The organism is Shimazuella soli (assembly GCF_022511585.1).
Lineage (GTDB): Bacteria > Bacillota > Bacilli > Thermoactinomycetales > Thermoactinomycetaceae > Shimazuella > Shimazuella soli.
Map to the genome: position 1 here is coordinate 24,647 of NZ_JAKWBN010000007.1, position 17,589 is coordinate 42,235.

Here is a 17,589-nt window from a genome sequence, read left to right on the forward strand (position 1 = left end):
CATGCATAAACCAGTAATGCTCTGTATCTTAGATGGATTTGGCCTGCGAGAGGAAACCAGAGGCAATGCAGTAGCCGCAGCAAATAAACCAAATTTTGATCGATATTGGAGCCAGTATCCACATACCACCCTAGAGGCTAGTGGCAATGCTGTTGGATTACCTGAGGGGCAAATGGGTAACTCTGAAGTTGGCCACTTAAATATAGGTGCTGGCCGTGTCGTATATCAAGATTTGACAAGGTTATCTAAAGCGATTGATGATGGTTCCTTTTTTCATAATGAAACTTTTCTTCAAGCGATAAAACATGTCAAAGAACATAATAGCAGCCTTCATTTATATGGTTTGCTTTCCGATGGTGGTGTTCATAGCCATATCAAGCATTTATTTGCCCTATTGGAACTTTGTGCAGAGGAAAAATTGGAGAAAGTATTTGTACATGCATTTTTGGATGGACGGGATGTTTCTCCGGAAAGTTCGGTCGATTACATTCACAAATTGCAAACAAAGATGAATGAACTAGGCGTTGGGAAAATCGCTACTCTGCAAGGTCGTTATTATGCCATGGATCGGGACAAACGATGGGAACGGACACAGAAATCGTATAATGCGATGGTTTATGGAATAGGTCCAACTTATCAAGATCCTATCCAAGCTGTCCATGAATCTTATGAGAAAAGTGTGTACGATGAATTTGTTATGCCCACTGTTCTCGTAGATGAACAAGGTCAACCCGTTGGTAAAATTCAGGATAATGACGCTATTATTTTCTTTAATTTCCGACCGGATCGTGCAATTCAAATTTCACAAGCATTTACCAATGCTGATTTTCGTGGATTTGATCGTGGAGAACATCCTCCAAAAGATTTATTTTATGTATGTATCACGAAGTTCAGTGAATCGGTTGGCGGTTATGTGGCCTATAAACCTACTGACTTAGACAATACATTAGGGGAAGTATTGGCTCAAAATAATTTGCGGCAGCTAAGAATTGCGGAGACAGAAAAATATCCACACGTCACCTTTTTCTTCAGTGGTGGAAGAGAAGACCCCTTCCCAGGTGAAAAGCGAATCTTGATTAATTCTCCAAAAGTTGCAACCTATGATCTCAAACCGGAAATGAGTGCGTATGAAGTGACAGACGCACTATTGAAAGAGATCCACGAAGAAAGTGTTGATGTTATCATCCTTAATTTTGCAAACCCAGATATGGTAGGGCATTCTGGCAAGTTAGAGCCTACCGTAAAAGCAGTGGAAGCAGTGGATGAGTGCTTAGGGAAAATAGTAGATGCACTGCTAGATAAAAATGGTGTTGCGATAATAACCGCAGATCATGGGAATGCCGATATGGTCATGGATGAAAATGGAAATCCGCATACCGCCCATACAACAAATCCAGTTCCTTGTATTGTGACATTGCCCGGGATAGAACTTCGTCCAGATGGCGTATTAGCAGACCTTTCTCCAACGATATTGGATTTGTTGGATGTCACCAAACCGGCAGAAATGACAGGAAAATCATTACGAATCGGAGGAGCATAATAAATGACTACAATTGAAACGATATACGGCCGAGAAGTACTGGATTCTAGAGGGAACCCAACCGTAGAAGTAGAAGTGACACTGGAGACGGGTGTAGCTGGAAGAGCAATTGTTCCTTCTGGAGCATCAACTGGAGCGCATGAAGCAGTGGAACTGCGAGATGGTGAAAAAGATCGCTATGATGGGAAAGGTGTCTTGCAAGCAATTCGCCATATCAATGGGGTAATCGCAGAAGAATTAGAAGGTATGGATGCGCTCGATCAATTGATGATTGATCAAACCCTCATTCAGTTAGATGGCACGCCTAACAAAGGTCGTCTAGGAGCAAATGCTATCCTAGGTGTGTCGATGGCAGTAGCACGTGCAGCTGCAAATGCACTTGGTGTACCATTGTACAACTACTTAGGCGGGTTTAACTCCAAAGTGCTGCCAGTGCCAATGATGAATATTTTAAATGGCGGGGCACATGCGGATAACAACGTAGATATTCAAGAATTTATGGTTATGCCGGTTGGAGCTAGCAATATCCGCGAAGCAGTCCGAATGGGAGCAGAAATTTTCCATTCCCTTAAAAAAGTATTAAATGAACAAGGGCTTTCTACGGCTGTTGGAGATGAAGGTGGGTTTGCTCCAAACCTCTCTTCTAATGAAGAAGCTTTGAAAACAATCGTAACAGCAATTGAACGTGCTGGGTACAAACCTGGTACAGAAGTAAAATTAGCACTCGACGTTGCTGCAACTGAGATCTATCAAGATGGAAACTATCATTTCGCTGGGGAAGGAATTACACGTTCTCCTCAAGAAATGATCGCTTTTTATGAAGATCTCGTGTCCAAATATCCCATTGTCTCGATCGAAGATGGACTTGCAGAAGACGATTGGGATGGATGGAAACTCCTCACAGAACGTCTTGGAGACAAAGTACAGTTGGTTGGAGATGACTTATTTGTGACCAACACCGTGCGTTTGGCAGATGGGATTTCGCGTGGAGTAGGTAATTCTATCTTAGTAAAAGTAAACCAAATTGGTACATTAACGGAAACATTTGATGCAATTGAAATGGCCAAACAAGCAGGTTATACTGCTGTTATCTCTCACCGTTCAGGTGAAACTGAAGATACGACAATTGCAGATATCGCTGTAGCTACTGGAGCAGGTCAAATCAAAACAGGAGCACCATCACGTACAGATCGTGTGGCAAAATACAATCAATTGATGCGGATTGAGGATGAACTTGGTTTTACTGCAACGTATCTAGGGGATAATGCTTTTTACAACCTGAAGTAAATGTGGTAAATTGTATGGGGCGAGGAGGTATTTTCATATGGTACTTGCAGTAAAAATATTGTTTAGCATCGTAAGCGTAGGCCTCATTATTGTAATCCTTATGCAGTCGAGCAAAAGCGCTGGTCTATCTGGTGCTATTGGCGGCGGTGCTGAACATAATATGGGTAAAGCAAAAGCGAGAGGGATCGATTTACTGTTATCCCGCATAACAGTAGTGTTGGCTGTTCTCTTTATGATTCTTGCTTTAGCTGTTGGATATTTTATCAAATAAATACTTAAGTTAGCTCAGACAGCTGATATTATCGGCTGTTTTTTTTGCTGTCCAATATTGTTTGTCTTTTGCGATTTGTTTTCCCTCGTGGTATAATTTCATAAGAGTTTCCAGCACTTTTCCTATTCAAACTACTAAAGCGACTCGCCAAACGAGTCGCTTTTCATATAAATCGGAGCTGAATGTGATGCAATTGATAAAGCGCTCACCTGACCCCTTTTTTTATTCAGCTGGAAAAACGGGTATTCTACTCATACATGGATTTACTGGAACACCATCTGAGCTAAGACCAATGGGAGATTACTTACATAAACAAGGTTTTACGGTATTTGCACCGCTATTGCCTGGGCATGGAACTTCCCCTGAAGATTTACAGATGACTCGCTGGCAAGATTGGGTACAGAGTGTGGAGAATGCATTTGAGGAATTGAAACAATCTGGTGTAGAAAGACTATACTTAGTAGGATTATCTATGGGTGGCATACTAGCTCTTATCCAAACCATCCAGCAGCAGTCACTCATCAGTGGAGTAGTATCGATGTGTGCTCCTATAAAGGTAAAGGATTTCCGGGCAAATTTTGTGAGGTTGATCCATTGGTTTAAGCCTTTTTCGCTGAGAGGAGAAAAACACCCTGATATTGAACAGCATTTGATTCCATATGATCGCACACCACTCAAAAGTGTTGGGGAACTAAATCGATTGATCCGTTTTGTTCGAAGGAATTTGAACCAGATAAAAGTACCAGCACTAATCATACAATCACGCCATGACGAGACAGTGAATCCAAGTAGTGCCACTATTATTTATAACAGCATTTCTTCTCAAGATAAGACACTTACCTGGTACGAAAACTCCTCTCATATTATTACGGTTGATCGAGAGAGAAAAAAGTTATTTCAAGAAGTGGAGCAGTTTATTTTGCGTACTTCTTCTGAAAGGGAGTAATTTGGTTGTTAAGCCTACAAAAAATAGTGCAGTTTCTAGATGAAGAATCTTATAAACCACTATCCTTTGAGGAAATTGTGGCAGCGCTTAATTTAAAAGGAGAAGAAGATAAACTTGCTTCTCTTTTAGAGGAATTGGAAACAAACGGCTTCGTCATTAAAACGAAGAACAAGAGATACGGGACGCCGGATCGGATGAATTTGATCAGAGGAAAAGTTCAGGGTAATGCAAAAGGATTTGCTTTTGTTATTGCGGATAAAAGCGATTTAAAAGACATCTATATCCATTCCAGTGATATAAATGGAGCAATGGATGGAGATATTGTTCTGGTACGTGTATTTAATAAAAAGAAACAAGATCGCCGGCCAGAAGGGGAAATCGTAAGAATTGTAAAACGGGGCCGTTCACAGGTAGTCGGAGTTTTCCGTGCGATCAATGAGCATTTTGGTTTTGTGGTACCAGATGACAAAAGGCTGCCGGCAGATATTTTTATTCCTGCGGAGCATCGTATGGGAGCGATCAATGGTCAAAAAGTCGTTGTAAAGCTGAGTAATTTTCCGACAGACCGCAATAGTGCAGAAGGGGAGATTATTGAAGTCATTGGGAACAAAGATGATCCGGGAGTCGATATTGTTTCCATTATCCGCAAACATGGGCTGCCGGAACAGTTTCCGCCGGAAGTAGAGGCAGAAGCAGAAGCTATCAGTGAGACAATTGCAGAAAAGGACCTCCTAGGCAGGCATGATTTACGAGATCGAGTAATGGTGACAATCGATGGAGAAGATGCCAAAGACCTCGATGATGCGGTGTCTGTGGAAAAGTTGCCAAATGGAAACATATTGTTGGGTGTACATATCGCAGATGTTGGGTACTACGTGACAGAAGGAAGTGCCCTTGACCGTGAAGCGTATGAGCGTGGATGTAGTGTCTACTTAGTAGACCGTGTAATCCCAATGCTGCCAAAAAGGTTATCCAATGGTATTTGCAGTTTAAATCCACAAGTTGATCGGTTAACGATGACTTGTGATATGGAAATGGACAATCGTGGGGAATTGGTGTCTTATGATATCTATCCATCTGTAATCTGTACCAATGAACGAATGACATACAGTAATGTACAGAAAATTTTAGAAGAGCAAGATGAAGAGCTCATCGAACGCTATAAGGAACTTGTCCCCTATTTTCAACTGATGGGAGAATTAGCAGAAAAACTTAGAGCAAAGCGGATACGTAGAGGTGCAGTCGATTTTAACTTCACTGAAGCAAAAATCAAAGTGGATGAAAATGGGAAGCCTATTGATATCGTAAAACGCCCGCGTTCTGTTGCCGAACGACTGATTGAAGAGTTTATGCTTGCTGCCAATGAAACAGTGGCAGAACATTACAATCGTTTAGAAGTACCTTTTGTTTATCGAATACATGAAAATCCAGATGCAGAAAAATTGCAGTCCTTTTACCAGTTTGTAACCACATTTGGTTATCGGATGAAAGGCAAAGCTGATAAAGTTAAACCTCGGGCCTTACAAGATTTACTCGCGAAAGTTAGTGGGCGGCCGGAGGAAAAAGTAATAAGTACCGTTATGCTTCGTTCTATGAAACAAGCAAAATATTCAACAGAAAATGCTGGTCACTTTGGTTTAGCAGCTAATTTTTATTCTCATTTCACTTCTCCCATTCGCAGATATCCAGATTTGTTGATCCATCGGGTGATGAGGGAAATTTACTACAATGGGTCTTTATCCCCAGAGCGAATGGAACAGTTGCAGCTTTTTCTATCCGATGCCTCTGAGCAATCTTCTGTGCGTGAACGAATCGCAGTAGATGCAGAAAGGGAAACAGATGATCTGAAACAAGCAGAATACATGACAGAACATATTGGGGAAGAATATGAGGGTATTATCAGTGGAGTAACTAGCTTTGGTATTTTTGTAGAGTTGGATAATACCATCGAAGGTTTAATTCATGTTAGTTTTCTCAATGATGATTATTATCGGTATGAAGAAAAGTACTATTGCTTGATTGGAGAACGCACCGGCAGAGTGCTGCGAATCGGCGATAAAGTAAAGATCAAAGTAAGTGGAGTCAATATGGAAGAGCGGAAAATCGATTTTGAGCTCTTAGAGCACACTCCACAAGATATTCCATTGCCAACAACACAAAAGGAAAAGAAAAAGAAGAAACCTGTTCGTAAAAAGCCGACAAATAAAGCAGCCCCCAGAAAGCCAAAACCAACAGGCATCAAAAAAGAAACAGCAAAAAAAGCAGCAGACGCTCCATCAAAACCACGAAAGAGACGTCGAAGAAAGCCTCGGAAGACAAGTGTAAATGGATGAACGAAGTATAGTAAAAAGGCTTACTACGAAGTAGTAAGCCTTTGGAATCCCTTTAATTATTTCACCAAGCGACGATATCCAAGGATTGCGCCGCCAAGTGCTACAAGGACAAGACCTGTAGCCAAACCAGTTGGGTTAGAAGTAGCGGTTTTAGGCATTGGTCCACCTTTTTTGGAGTTATTGATAACTTTATCAATGGTTCCTTTATCTACAGGTTTTGTAGGTTTGTAGTCAGTTGGAGGAGGCTTGATATCTCCACCATTTCCTTCTTCCGTAACCTCTAAAGTCATAAACTTGATGATCGCAGTTTCTTCCCCATCCACTTTTCCTTCAAAAGCGATGTATACCAAGTATGTTCCTGCTTTGATCCCTTTGAAAGTATGAGTGAAAGTGGTTCCTTTAAAGTTTTCAACGTCTTTTGCGTCGATAATTTTTTCGCCATTCTCATCTGATACGGCAATACCCCAGTTCCCTACAGCTTCATTTGCAGGGTTAAGAGTGCCAGTAAATTTATCATCGTTTCCTACTTGTTTGTAGTCAAATTGTAAATCAGGGATAGAATGAGTTCCTTCAGCTTTTGTTTCCTTACCATCCGCTTTTCCTTCGAATACGATTTTGATCGCATGAGCTTGAATTTCTCCAGCTTCCTCCATATCAGCTTCTATGGAGAGGGTAAAGGAAACAGAGGCTTTTTTGTTGTTTTTGGTAGCTTTTTTCTTACCATCTACATAAAAAGTCCAAGTTCCTTCAGCGGATTTTACATCGGATAGCTTTGCATTGATCGCATAGCCTACATCGTTGAGTTTACGATGAATTTCCATTTTAGTTTCTGTAACAGGAGTAGTAGTGTTATTATCAGTTTCTTTTGGCTTATCCGTGGTGCTTGCTGGTGGTTGTGTTTCTGTATTTGATTTAGGCATATCTTTTTCTTTGTTATCAGCTGGTTGTTGCTCTTTGTTATCAGTAGTTGTTGTTTTTTCCTCTACTGGTGCAGGTAAGGTATGAGGCTGCTCTGTATTTGATGGGGTTGCATCCTCTTTCTGAGTTTCTTCCGCTTTAGCAAGATTATGTAACGGTGAGAGTGTAAATATTAACGCTAATGAGAAAAAAGAAACAAGTAAGCGCTTCATAAAAAGGTTTTCCTCCTCAGGAGTATAAAATTATATTTATTGACTAGCTAATTATAGATTTTTAAAATAGGTAAATAAACTAAAATATCAAAGAAAAATGGGGAATATGTTGGTTTTTTGTGATGAAAATGTGAAATTTTATTCGGGATACGTAATATGAGGCGGGTTATTTTCCCTTTTTTGGTGAAATGAAAAGGCTGATCCATAAGGGCATTTAAATCATGTCCTTGTGGATCAGCCTTTATATGGTGGAGCTAGTGGGACTCGAACCCACGACCTTTACACTGCCAGTGTAACATTCTCCCTCTGAACTATAGCCCCATATCTTTCATAGTGTACAGCAAAATAAAAAGTAATTCAATACACTAGGATATTTTATTTATTTTTCTGACTAATTTGGGTATGGCAACCAAAAGCGAAATATAGGGCCTTTTTATTGAATTCATTAACTGGAAGAAGTATTCAGGCTTATGAGTCTTATTTAGGTTATACCATGAATGCAATGTGTCGGGTGCAAATACATCTAATTTTTTCAGTACTTCCATCGTAAATTCCAGAGGTGCTACCCCTGATGCAGTAACCAAATTCTCACCAGATACCGCAGGTCTCATCTCATAAAATTTTTCTCCTTTATAATTAGGACAGACCATTTTAATATAATTTAAGTCATTGCTTGTATGTTTTCTAGAATCTAAGTATCCCATATTCGCAAGGGCCTCAGTTGCACCACAAATTGCGGCTACAATAGTACCAAGCTTTAAAGCTTCGTAAATTCTTTTTAAGATAGGTTGATGAATATCTTCTCTCCAAGTAGTCCCTCCAGGTAAGACTAAAAGATCTTTACGTATTCTAGGAAGATTCTAATTATATTATGGATTTTCCTAAAGTTCGATAAAGATAATATAGTATAATTTATCAAGTGGCTAATAAATGCAAAGGGTATTTAGAGAATATTGGATCTCTTAATACCCTGTTTAATTTTATTGGAATCCATTTACATATAGCCCTTTATTTTAATTTAGATTGACATTTTCTGAGTATTAGAGACAGCAACAACCAAATTCGATAATACTCGTAAATTGGTGATGATCCAATTTAGAGAAACCTATTATTTTCTAAAAAAATCACTTTATAAGAGCAACTCAAAATGGATTTGCTTCAGCTCTTGGTGATCGATGAACTGTTAAGCTCACTTTATTTGTCTCACACATAAAAATAGAAAGATGGATGGACTGTTCATTGTGATCAAAAGCAGTTTTTTCAATGCGAAACAAGGTAGCGCCTGTTTCACATTGTAGAAATTCGGCAATCTCTTTATTTGCTAAAATGACATCAATCACTTTTTCATTAGTGGCAATTTCCGTTTGATATTCCTCTTTCAAAATTTGATAGGTTGATTCTTGTTGACCTATTTTTTTCTCTAAATTAGGAAACCGTAATAAAGAATAGTAAGCCTGATCAAAAAAAAGAGGCCTTTGATCTACATACATGAGGCGAACCAATTCTAAGACCGGGGATTCTTTTTTTACTTGTAAGCGCTCAGCCATTTCCTGAGTTGCATGAATCACATTGCTCCGTATGATTCGGGAGTCAGGGATCATACCCAATTGATGGCTAAATTCAGAAAATCCACTCACAGAGAGAAGTTCATTCTTAATTTTTTTAGAAGTTACATAGGTTCCCTTTCCTTGAATTCGTACAAGGGATCCTTCATCTACAAGGGTTTTAATAGCTTTGCGAATGGTAATTCTGCTTACTTTATACATCTCACAAAGTTCTGCTTCTGTTGGTAATTTCTCATCTGGCTTGTATTTTCCACTATTAATATCTTCGTTGATCATTTGACGGATTTGCATATAAAACGGTTGTGTTGAATAATTGATTGACATTCCGGATTCCTCCTGTAAAACATTCCTCCTTGATTATAACATTCCCGTTTACCAAGCACCAAAATAGGTAATGGTTTCTGCTGCTTTTTGACTTCCTAACTCCACACATTTCTCTATAGGCTTTTGGTGCATAATTCCTACTAAAAAACCAGCGATGTAAGCGTCTCCAGCACCCATTGTATCGATCACTTCAACCGGTTTGGCATTTTGACGATAAAAGGATTTCCCGTCATAAGCCAAACTTCCATTTTCACCAAGGGTGGCTACAACAACTTTCGCACCTAATTGATGCATTTCTCGTAAATATGACCGAATAAAAGCATCGTCTTTCCTATACGAAAAAAAAGCATATTGAACGGAGGGGATTACTGTACGAACCACTGGGTCTTCTAGTTTATCAGCAAAATCAAATGAAGTAATCAGCTGCCTATCTTTCCAACGAGGGAAATACTTCTCCGCGCGCCCCCAAAAGCCAGAATGAACAACATCGTTTTGTTCAATATAGCGTAAATCATCTTCATCTAGCGTAAAATGGTTCATGACACCTTCGTGATATTCACCAAAAACCCGTTCACTTCCTTTTAACTCAACTTGTGTAACGGCTGTATTTCCATTAATCCGATGTAAATGAGAAATGTCAACTTCTTTTTCTTTAAGGGCCAATTGCATCTGTTCCCCATAATCATCTGATCCTACAAATCCGACATATGATGTGGTAGCTCCGCACTGTCTGGCGTATACAGCTACATTGACAGCATTGCCTCCTGGATAGGAGATACCTAATGATCGATACACATCCATGCAGTTATCTCCTACAGACACTAATTTCATCATCAAACTTCCTCCTATAGTATGGTATAGAAGAACCTCCCCTATCTGTTACATAAATAGGGGAGACAAGATCTTAATATTTCACTACACCATAGTATCGACGATCATCAGGATTATGATCTCTTACTACAGAGAAATAGTAAGAAAACCATTCAAGTGGGACAAACATAACCAGTGGTGCTAGTGCAGGGTGTAATCCATTTGATAGAGCAGCATAATCAAAAACCAATGTTTCCCCTTTGTACCTTTTTACAAACTGTAGTGCCCGTTCCGTTATATGACGTGATTCATCCGTTCCAATCAAGAAAACAAATGGTACACCTGGTTCTACAATTTCAAGCGGTCCATGACGAAATTCCCCACTTTCAATGACAGCACCATGTCCCCACATGAATTCCATATTTGTAATGACTCCCTCTTTATAAGCTAATGACAATAAAGGATCAGCTGCTATTGTGTAAAATCCTTTCCAATGGCTCACACCTTTTGCCATTTCTAATGCTTTGTCTTCAAATGTATCAATGTGATGAGTAAGTACATTAGGTAATTTAGGAATATCTTTGAGAATCTTTTCTACTTCTAAAGAGGGTTGTATTTTTTGTATCCACAGAAGCGCTACTAAATAAACTGCTAGTAAATGACATTCCCACATTGCCTCAGCTTGATAAGCAATAACAAATTCGGCTTCTTCAGCTAATGGATTTCCTTTTGGTTTGTTAACTACACTGATAGTAGTAGCTCCCTGTTCGTTCGCAATTCGAAGAGACTTTACTACCTCTTCAGTCGTTCCTGAGTGTGAGATAACTACTACTGCAGACGTAGCATCAAGAGCCTTTGGTGTATGATCAACAAAATTCCAACCTGTATAAACATCGACACCAATAGTACTATATTTATTTAGCAAATATTTTGCAGCAGTTCCAACAGCCTTTGAACTTCCACAACCTACAAAGTAGACTTTGGTAATATTTTTATTTACCAATTGATTTACAATATCTCCTATATGATCCTGACTATTTTGAATAAATTGTTTTACTTCGGTAACCATACTTGAAGTAACTAAAAAATCAACTTTATTTTTATCTAAATGCAACATTTTAAAGATCCCCCATTATTTCCGAATTTTCTATTGTCCCATTAATCCTGTTTCTTTTATTCCAGTAGAAGTACACTGGCAACCCTGTTACTACCACGATCAAGCCTGCTATCATACCTTGTATAGGTGCCCATTCAAATGTGCCCCATGCCAGAATTCCAGAGCCGAAAATTGCTAAGATGGTAGTAAACTGCCAAATAGGTGCACGATACATAGGTTTATAATCTTCTCGTTTCCGGCATTTATAAATCGCGACAAACGTCAGCATATTGATTAGCAATTGAATTAAAGTAAAATAACCAAGCAAGGTTCGTAAATCAGCAGCAAATACAAGGATACAAGCATATATAACTTGTACAATAATAGAAAAATGAGGCGTTTCAAATTTTGGATGAACATGGGCAAAACGCTTAAAAAATAAACCATCCCGTGCCATCGCATATTCCAACCTTGGCTGGTACATAATGCAAGAACTAAGAGACCCTAAAATGACGATAATAGCTGTCAAAGCAACGAAAATAGAAGCTGCATGAGAAAAGCCAGGAATGTAGGATAAAGCGTCCGAAACAGGAGCTTGTGATCCAATCAATTCTTTAAAAGGCATAACTCCTGTGATGGAGACAGCGAGTAAGGTGTATAAAGCCATAATGATTAACGAAGATCCAATCAACGCTTTGGGTAGAGTTTTTCCTGGATTCTTAAATTCACCCGCCATAAAGCAAACAGCAGCCATTCCCGTATAGGACCAAGTTGTAGCTGATATCCCTCCTAATAAATTCGTACTTACCGAATGAACAACTGTACGAGCTGTGAAATGATCTGTGTTAAAATAAATCAACCCTAATCCAATTACAACTACAAAAGGGACAATTTTCATAATCGTTATGACAACTTGAAAAGACCCGCCCTCTTTTACACTGCGATAATGAAGAGATGCTAACAGAGTAATAAGGCCAACAGCTAGCAACTTTCCAGCAATGCCACCGAAGAATGGAAAGAAAATGGTCATATAGGAGACAATAGCAAGTGCCATAATTGCGATAGATGGTGGGTCAAGAGCCCAAAAAGTTGCCCACCCATACAAAAAGGCTAGTGGACGCCAACCTGCTTTATTTAGATACACATAACCACTCCCATTTTCAGGGTACGCGGTAGATAATTCAGCGAATACCATCATCTGGGGAATTACAATCAATCCACCAATAATCCATGCCCAAATCGATAGAGTTGGTGTTCCAGAAGCATGGGCTACCTCTCCTACTGATACAAAAATACCAGATCCGATCGTGGTTCCTACTGCAATGGCTAATGCTGCCCATAATCCTAATTTACGGGTAAGGGTGTGACTGGCCATAAGCTTCTCCTCCATTCTTATCAATAAGCATTGTGTAATAATTTTGAGAAGGACTGATTCTAGATAACAAATGAATTGTTAAGTGTTTTTCCATTTTATTGATTATCATTTGCATTGTATAGAAAACGCTTTCATTTGTTATTTATTATAATATAACGTTATATAACATTATAAACAATAGGGGATATATGTTCGGTTTAGATGAGTGAAATAGATGGTGAGAAAAGAAGCTAGGTCGCCAGTGTGTAAGAGCTGAAACAACCTTCAGGAGAAGATTCTCTCCTAAGAGAGGAGATGGTAAAATTAAAACGCCCGGGGGCAACCGGACGTATGCAAATAAAGAAATCAAATTATAATGTCGACTGGTGAAGATTTATATTTTTCGCCAATATCTAGACCTTTTGATACGGGATTCTTTGTGGTCAATGGCATTCTTTTAAGGAGAATGGACATAATACTTGTATATCATTAAAGATGGAGAATATACAATGAAATGGTCGAGTATTGGCATACTTCTATTTATTGCAATAAACAGTACAGGTTTAACTAGTCATCATGCATATGCTGATGATCCTCCTAAAGATCGAAAATATTATGAGACCCATAAGGAAATCTTTTGGGATAAACCCATACATAAAAAGTGGATTGCATTAACCTTTGACGATGGTCCTAGTTCGGGAACCACAGGAAAACTTCTCTCTCTTCTTCAACAATACCAAGCGAAGGCCACCTTTTTTTGTTTAGGTTACAAAGTAAATCGATATCCGAAGATTGCTAAATCTATTGTTGTGCAAGGTCATGAAATTGCCAACCATACTTATTTTCACTTTGATTTGAATCGATTAACGGGTGAAAAATTAGACAAAGAAATAAAAATGACTCAGACAGCTATAGAACAAGTTACTGGAGTGAAACCTTACTTATTTCGTCCCCCAGGTGGAGTATACAATGATCAAGTGGTGAGCATTGCAAAGAAACATCAACTTAGGATGATTATGTGGAGTTGGGATCAAGATACAAAGGATTGGAGTAATCGGACAAAAAAATCATCTATTGTAAATAAGGTTATAAGGAATGCTAGTAATGGAGATATTGTTTTGTTTCATGATTTAAATGAGAAAACAGTACTGGCTTTAAAAGAAATCCTGCCAGAATTAAAAAAACGAGGATATCAGTTTGTAACCGTCTCCCAATTGTTACAAGCAGTAGAAGGATGATTATATCGATTCCAAATTTTGTAGCAAATTCTTTTATATCTCCTATCCGCTTTCAAAAAAGAAAGAAGTTTACCTGATGATAAAATAGATAAATAGGGATTCATACAATCTTCCTTTTCTCATTCAGCATAGAATGCTCAATAGAAAAGGAGGTTTTTTTATGGCTCAAAAAGTAAAAGTAAGCCCCCAATTCCAAAGGCTGTGTAACCAATTTGCACGAATCCTGGGCGGGGAACATGAAATTGATCCAGGACCTGTTTGTTTTGTCAGCAGGGCAAGGAAAATTAATGAAACAATTTTAGGGAGACGTACCAATTCCCCCTTGGTTCGTTATCAGCTTTTTTCGTTTGAATCTCTCGATAAGTCAGGGCGTGCACTTTGTTTAGGAGAAACAGCAGCTCGTCAAGATCAAGCCAATCAATTAATAAGAAACCTTCAAAAACGTGGCATTATTGTTACTGCACTTCACAATCACTGGCTGTTTGAACAGCCTCGTTTAATGTATATCCACTGGGAATCCATTGATAACCCAATAGCATTTGCGAGAAAATCAAAAGAATCTATTGCTTTCTTGGGTTAAAAGGCTTGTTCATTTACAGTATGATGAAACGGTATGAATGGACTATCTAAAAAGGATAATTGACTGTTTTTTCCATAGTGGATCACACTGGCCAATTATCCTTTTTTCTTATTTTCAAAAGAACAGTGATATTTAGTCACTGTTTTTTTTCATGTTCCAGTAACGAAATAGACATTTCAGCTGCATCTTTTTCATGTAGTATTTTTAGATCCAAAATCCGTTCTTATAGACCAATATGGGTGGTATGCAAGGTGCTCTAAAAAAAGGAAATTATCTTATTTTTAAGCATACGATATAGGAGCCTAAGTCGCTTGCATAAGGAGAGAACGAGATGCATTTAAATAAATCCATTTATTCCCTATTAAGGAAATCAAAAATTCTTAAAAAAGGGATGCTTTTTCCTAATAAGAAAAAAATAGCCAAGAAAAAACGAAGGAATACCAAAACAAATAATTTGGGATTGATTTTTGACTATATTATAGTTGGGACTGGTCCTGCTGGTGCTGTACTGGCGAAGACACTTACAGATGATAAAAAAACTTCTGTTCTTGTATTAGAAGCAGGGGATAATAACGATAGAGATGTTCCCATTTCAAATTCTACCTTTGCCCCAGAGTTGGAAGAAAAATTTTTCCCTCAGTATTTTTGGCAAGGAGAAGGCATTCCTCAAAAAGGAGTGGATGATCGTTCTTTTGAGTGGACTACGGGTCGACTTTCCGGTGGTGGCTCGTCGATTAATGGCGAACAGTATGTAAGACCTACTTCTGACGTTTTAAGTCAGTGGGAAAGCCTCTTAGGTCCTCTTTGGTCTCCTCAGGAGGCGATTACCAGCTTTAAAGAGTTAGAGGATTTTAATGGAGAAACAGATAATCCAAATGCTCATGGATATCATGGGAGAATCGATATTCGACAAGCTCCTGTAAATCCAACTACAATGGCTGAAAAATTAGTGTTAGCAATGGAGCAGGCGACGGGATTTCCAGAAATTTTGGATTATAATGATCCAAATACACCCCTTGGTCCCTTTACACGATGGCAGTTATTTCAAAAACCAAATGGTCATCGGGAAAGTGCGTCAACCGCTTTTCTTTCGCCTGACATTATGACTTCCGATGGACATGGTGTAAACGGAAGAAAACTGAGGGTTTCTTTTGAATCTACTGCCCTTCGAGTACTCTTTCGCAATAAAAAAGCCATTGGAGTGGCATTTTTAAAAGATGGCAGATGTGTTCATGCTTTTGCGCGTAAGAAAGTGATTATATCTGCTGGAATAAATAGTACCCCTATTCTGATGTTATCCGGAATTGGCCCTTCGAAACTACTTAGAGAAGCAGATATTCCTGTTGTGTTTAATAACCCGAATGTAGGAAAACACCTTCGAAATCATACGCTGAATACCGCTACCTTTACTACCAATCCAAATGATCAAGCCCTTCCTCCAAACGACCCGAGCGCTCTTTATACAGGTGGTGCGTTTTTGCCCAGTCCTGCAAGGATAGACAATCCTAGCATCCGAGGGGTTCAATTGATCGGAATTGGTAACAATGGTCTGCTTCAAATCGCCATCATCTACCTGAAGCCAAAAAGTCGGGGCTCTATTCAAATCCAGAACAAAGACCCGTTAAAAATCGTACTGGCAGATGAAGGTTTTATGAAAAATCCTGCGGATTTAGAAGCCGTTAAAGCTATTTATCAAATTTATATTAAAAATATTGCAGAAGAACTGGCAGCAATTGATCCAGACTACAAACTCATTTCCCCTACTTTAGACGTGATTAATGATGATGAGAAGTTAGAAGAATTTATCAAACAAAATTTTGGTCACAATCATCATCAACAAGGAGCTCTTCGTATGGCTCCATTAGAAAACGGTGGAGTGGTTGATAATAGAGGGAACGTTCATGGAGTGGAAAATCTAATGGTAGCAGATGATTCACTGATCCCATTTACCGTAGATGGCAATACTACAGCTCCAGCTTATCTCATCGGTTTTACCATTGCTCAGCAATTAATGGAAGAAAATGATTGGTATTTAGAAGAATAATGAAAAAGTACTTTCATTGTAACTAGTAACAGAAAATTATTCGATGAAAATTTATATATTCAATATAAAGAGATGCACCTAATGTAGGTTGCATCTCTTTATATTGAATTAGTCGAGGTCTGTAACTATCAAAATTCTTTTCTTACAGGGGTATTTTTGTCAGTTATTAGGTTATCTTTTATCATACTAGGGTCCCATTCATGTCAAAGGAAAGTTTATGGTACTATTAATTCGGTAAAACAAGGATTCTCTACTAAAGGAGTAAGATGGATGACACAAGCAAAATTCGATTCAAACGTTCTTTCTATTCTAGAAGATAAAATACAGTTAATAGAAACGGACGAAAGATGCATTTATTTAGTTGGTCCGATTCGACTGCCTGTCAACTTATATGGAGAGACGGTTGTTTTCCAATGGTATTGTTGGTTGAATTGTGAGGAAGTAACAGAAGACTATGAGAAAATTATTGAAAAATTATCTTCTGTTAACTTAGCTGAATTGCAACAATCAAGCGTTTTAGTCTATGGTGACTTTCAAGAGGATGACGATGTCATTATTCGAATGCATTCCATCTGTCATACAGGAGATATATTTGGAAGTAAGCGATGTGATTGCGGGTATCAATTAAAACAGTCCATGAAAATGATTGTAGAGCATGGGGCAGGTGCATTGTTTTATTTGGCCAATCATGAAGGAAGAGGGATTGGATTGTTTAGTAAAGCGATGGCCTATATTTTGCAAGAAAATGGATATGATACGGTTGAAGCAAATGAAAAACTAGGTTTTGTGGATGATTCAAGAAACTATAGTGATGCAATTTTAGTGCTAAAAAAATTAAGATCCAAACCTGTAACACTCATCACAAATAATCCAAAAAAGCTGGAAGCATTGAAAAACGCTGGTTTGAAAGTTTTAGAAAGAAAGCCATTATGGGGAGATGTTTCAGAGTTCAATAAGAACTATCTTCAGACTAAAATAAAACGTTCAGGTCATTTAAAACAAGAAGGGACTTGTCTAAATGACTAACAGCTATTTGATGGGCTGAATAAGCATATAAAAAGCATTCTACAT

At 38.5% G+C, this 17,589-nt stretch carries 14 protein-coding genes, 1 tRNA gene and 1 pseudogene; 9 read left to right on the forward strand and 7 right to left on the reverse strand.

The features are described 5' to 3' along the window. The first annotated feature begins 1 nt into the window (after position 1). The 5 genes from gpmI to rnr all read left to right on the forward strand — a co-directional run bounded on the left by gpmI (position 2) and on the right by rnr (position 6,377). A complete protein-coding gene (gene gpmI, locus MK805_RS14025) occupies positions 2-1,540 on the forward strand; it encodes a 2,3-bisphosphoglycerate-independent phosphoglycerate mutase (RefSeq protein WP_240876517.1) in 1,539 nt (512 codons plus the stop codon). 3 nt (positions 1,541-1,543) lie between these two features. Next, on the forward strand, positions 1,544-2,827 hold the full coding sequence (eno, locus tag MK805_RS14030) for a phosphopyruvate hydratase (RefSeq protein ID WP_240876518.1): 1,284 nt from the start codon (positions 1,544-1,546) through the stop codon (positions 2,825-2,827). Positions 2,828-2,864: 37 nt separating this feature from the next. Then, positions 2,865-3,098, forward strand: coding sequence for a preprotein translocase subunit SecG (secG, locus tag MK805_RS14035; protein WP_240876519.1), 234 nt, complete (start codon positions 2,865-2,867; stop codon positions 3,096-3,098). Positions 3,099-3,285: 187 nt separating this feature from the next. Then, positions 3,286-4,044: an alpha/beta hydrolase gene (locus MK805_RS14040; protein WP_240876520.1), complete on the forward strand. Its 759-nt coding sequence runs from the start codon at positions 3,286-3,288 to the stop codon at positions 4,042-4,044. A 5-nt stretch (positions 4,045-4,049) separates the two neighbouring features. After that, positions 4,050-6,377 (forward strand): ribonuclease R, encoded by a 2,328-nt coding sequence (gene rnr / locus MK805_RS14045; RefSeq protein ID WP_240876521.1) that lies wholly within the window; start codon positions 4,050-4,052, stop codon positions 6,375-6,377. 56 nt (positions 6,378-6,433) lie between these two features. Here rnr and MK805_RS14050 read toward each other — a convergent pair whose 3' ends face one another. The 7 genes and pseudogenes from MK805_RS14050 to MK805_RS14080 all read right to left on the reverse strand — a co-directional run bounded on the left by MK805_RS14050 (position 6,434) and on the right by MK805_RS14080 (position 12,677). Continuing rightward, positions 6,434-7,507 carry a hypothetical protein gene (locus MK805_RS14050; RefSeq protein WP_240876523.1) on the reverse strand — a complete coding sequence of 358 codons (1,074 nt, stop codon included), beginning with the start codon at positions 7,505-7,507 and terminating at the stop codon, positions 6,434-6,436. Between the two features lie 246 nt (positions 7,508-7,753). Then, a tRNA-Ala gene (locus MK805_RS14055) sits at positions 7,754-7,828 on the reverse strand. 44 nt (positions 7,829-7,872) lie between these two features. After that, positions 7,873-8,349: pseudogene (locus MK805_RS14060) on the reverse strand (DJ-1/PfpI family protein); the annotation flags it as partial. A 300-nt stretch (positions 8,350-8,649) separates the two neighbouring features. Beyond that, a complete protein-coding gene (locus MK805_RS14065; protein ID WP_240876525.1) occupies positions 8,650-9,396 on the reverse strand; it encodes a GntR family transcriptional regulator in 747 nt (248 codons plus the stop codon). A 48-nt stretch (positions 9,397-9,444) separates the two neighbouring features. Further along, positions 9,445-10,230, reverse strand: a complete 786-nt coding sequence (frlD, locus tag MK805_RS14070; RefSeq protein ID WP_338057514.1) for a fructoselysine 6-kinase — start codon at positions 10,228-10,230, stop codon at positions 9,445-9,447. Between the two features lie 70 nt (positions 10,231-10,300). Further along, positions 10,301-11,323 carry an SIS domain-containing protein gene (locus tag MK805_RS14075; RefSeq protein WP_240876527.1) on the reverse strand — a complete coding sequence of 341 codons (1,023 nt, stop codon included), beginning with the start codon at positions 11,321-11,323 and terminating at the stop codon, positions 10,301-10,303. 1 nt (position 11,324) lies between these two features. Continuing rightward, complete coding sequence (locus MK805_RS14080; RefSeq protein ID WP_240876529.1) at positions 11,325-12,677, reverse strand: amino acid permease; 1,353 nt, start codon at positions 12,675-12,677, stop codon at positions 11,325-11,327. A 488-nt stretch (positions 12,678-13,165) separates the two neighbouring features. On the opposite strand from MK805_RS14080, the gene MK805_RS14085 reads away from it, so the two are divergent. From MK805_RS14085 to MK805_RS14100, 4 genes are all read left to right on the forward strand, one after another. Beyond that, positions 13,166-13,894, forward strand: a complete 729-nt coding sequence (locus tag MK805_RS14085) for a polysaccharide deacetylase family protein (RefSeq protein ID WP_240876531.1) — start codon at positions 13,166-13,168, stop codon at positions 13,892-13,894. A 160-nt stretch (positions 13,895-14,054) separates the two neighbouring features. After that, complete coding sequence (locus MK805_RS14090; protein WP_240876532.1) at positions 14,055-14,474, forward strand: DUF1259 domain-containing protein; 420 nt, start codon at positions 14,055-14,057, stop codon at positions 14,472-14,474. Between the two features lie 331 nt (positions 14,475-14,805). Beyond that, on the forward strand, positions 14,806-16,518 hold the full coding sequence (locus MK805_RS14095; protein ID WP_420833082.1) for a GMC family oxidoreductase: 1,713 nt from the start codon (positions 14,806-14,808) through the stop codon (positions 16,516-16,518). A 270-nt stretch (positions 16,519-16,788) separates the two neighbouring features. Beyond that, positions 16,789-17,544, forward strand: coding sequence for a GTP cyclohydrolase II (locus tag MK805_RS14100; RefSeq protein WP_240876533.1), 756 nt, complete (start codon positions 16,789-16,791; stop codon positions 17,542-17,544). Positions 17,545-17,589: the final 45 nt, after the last annotated feature.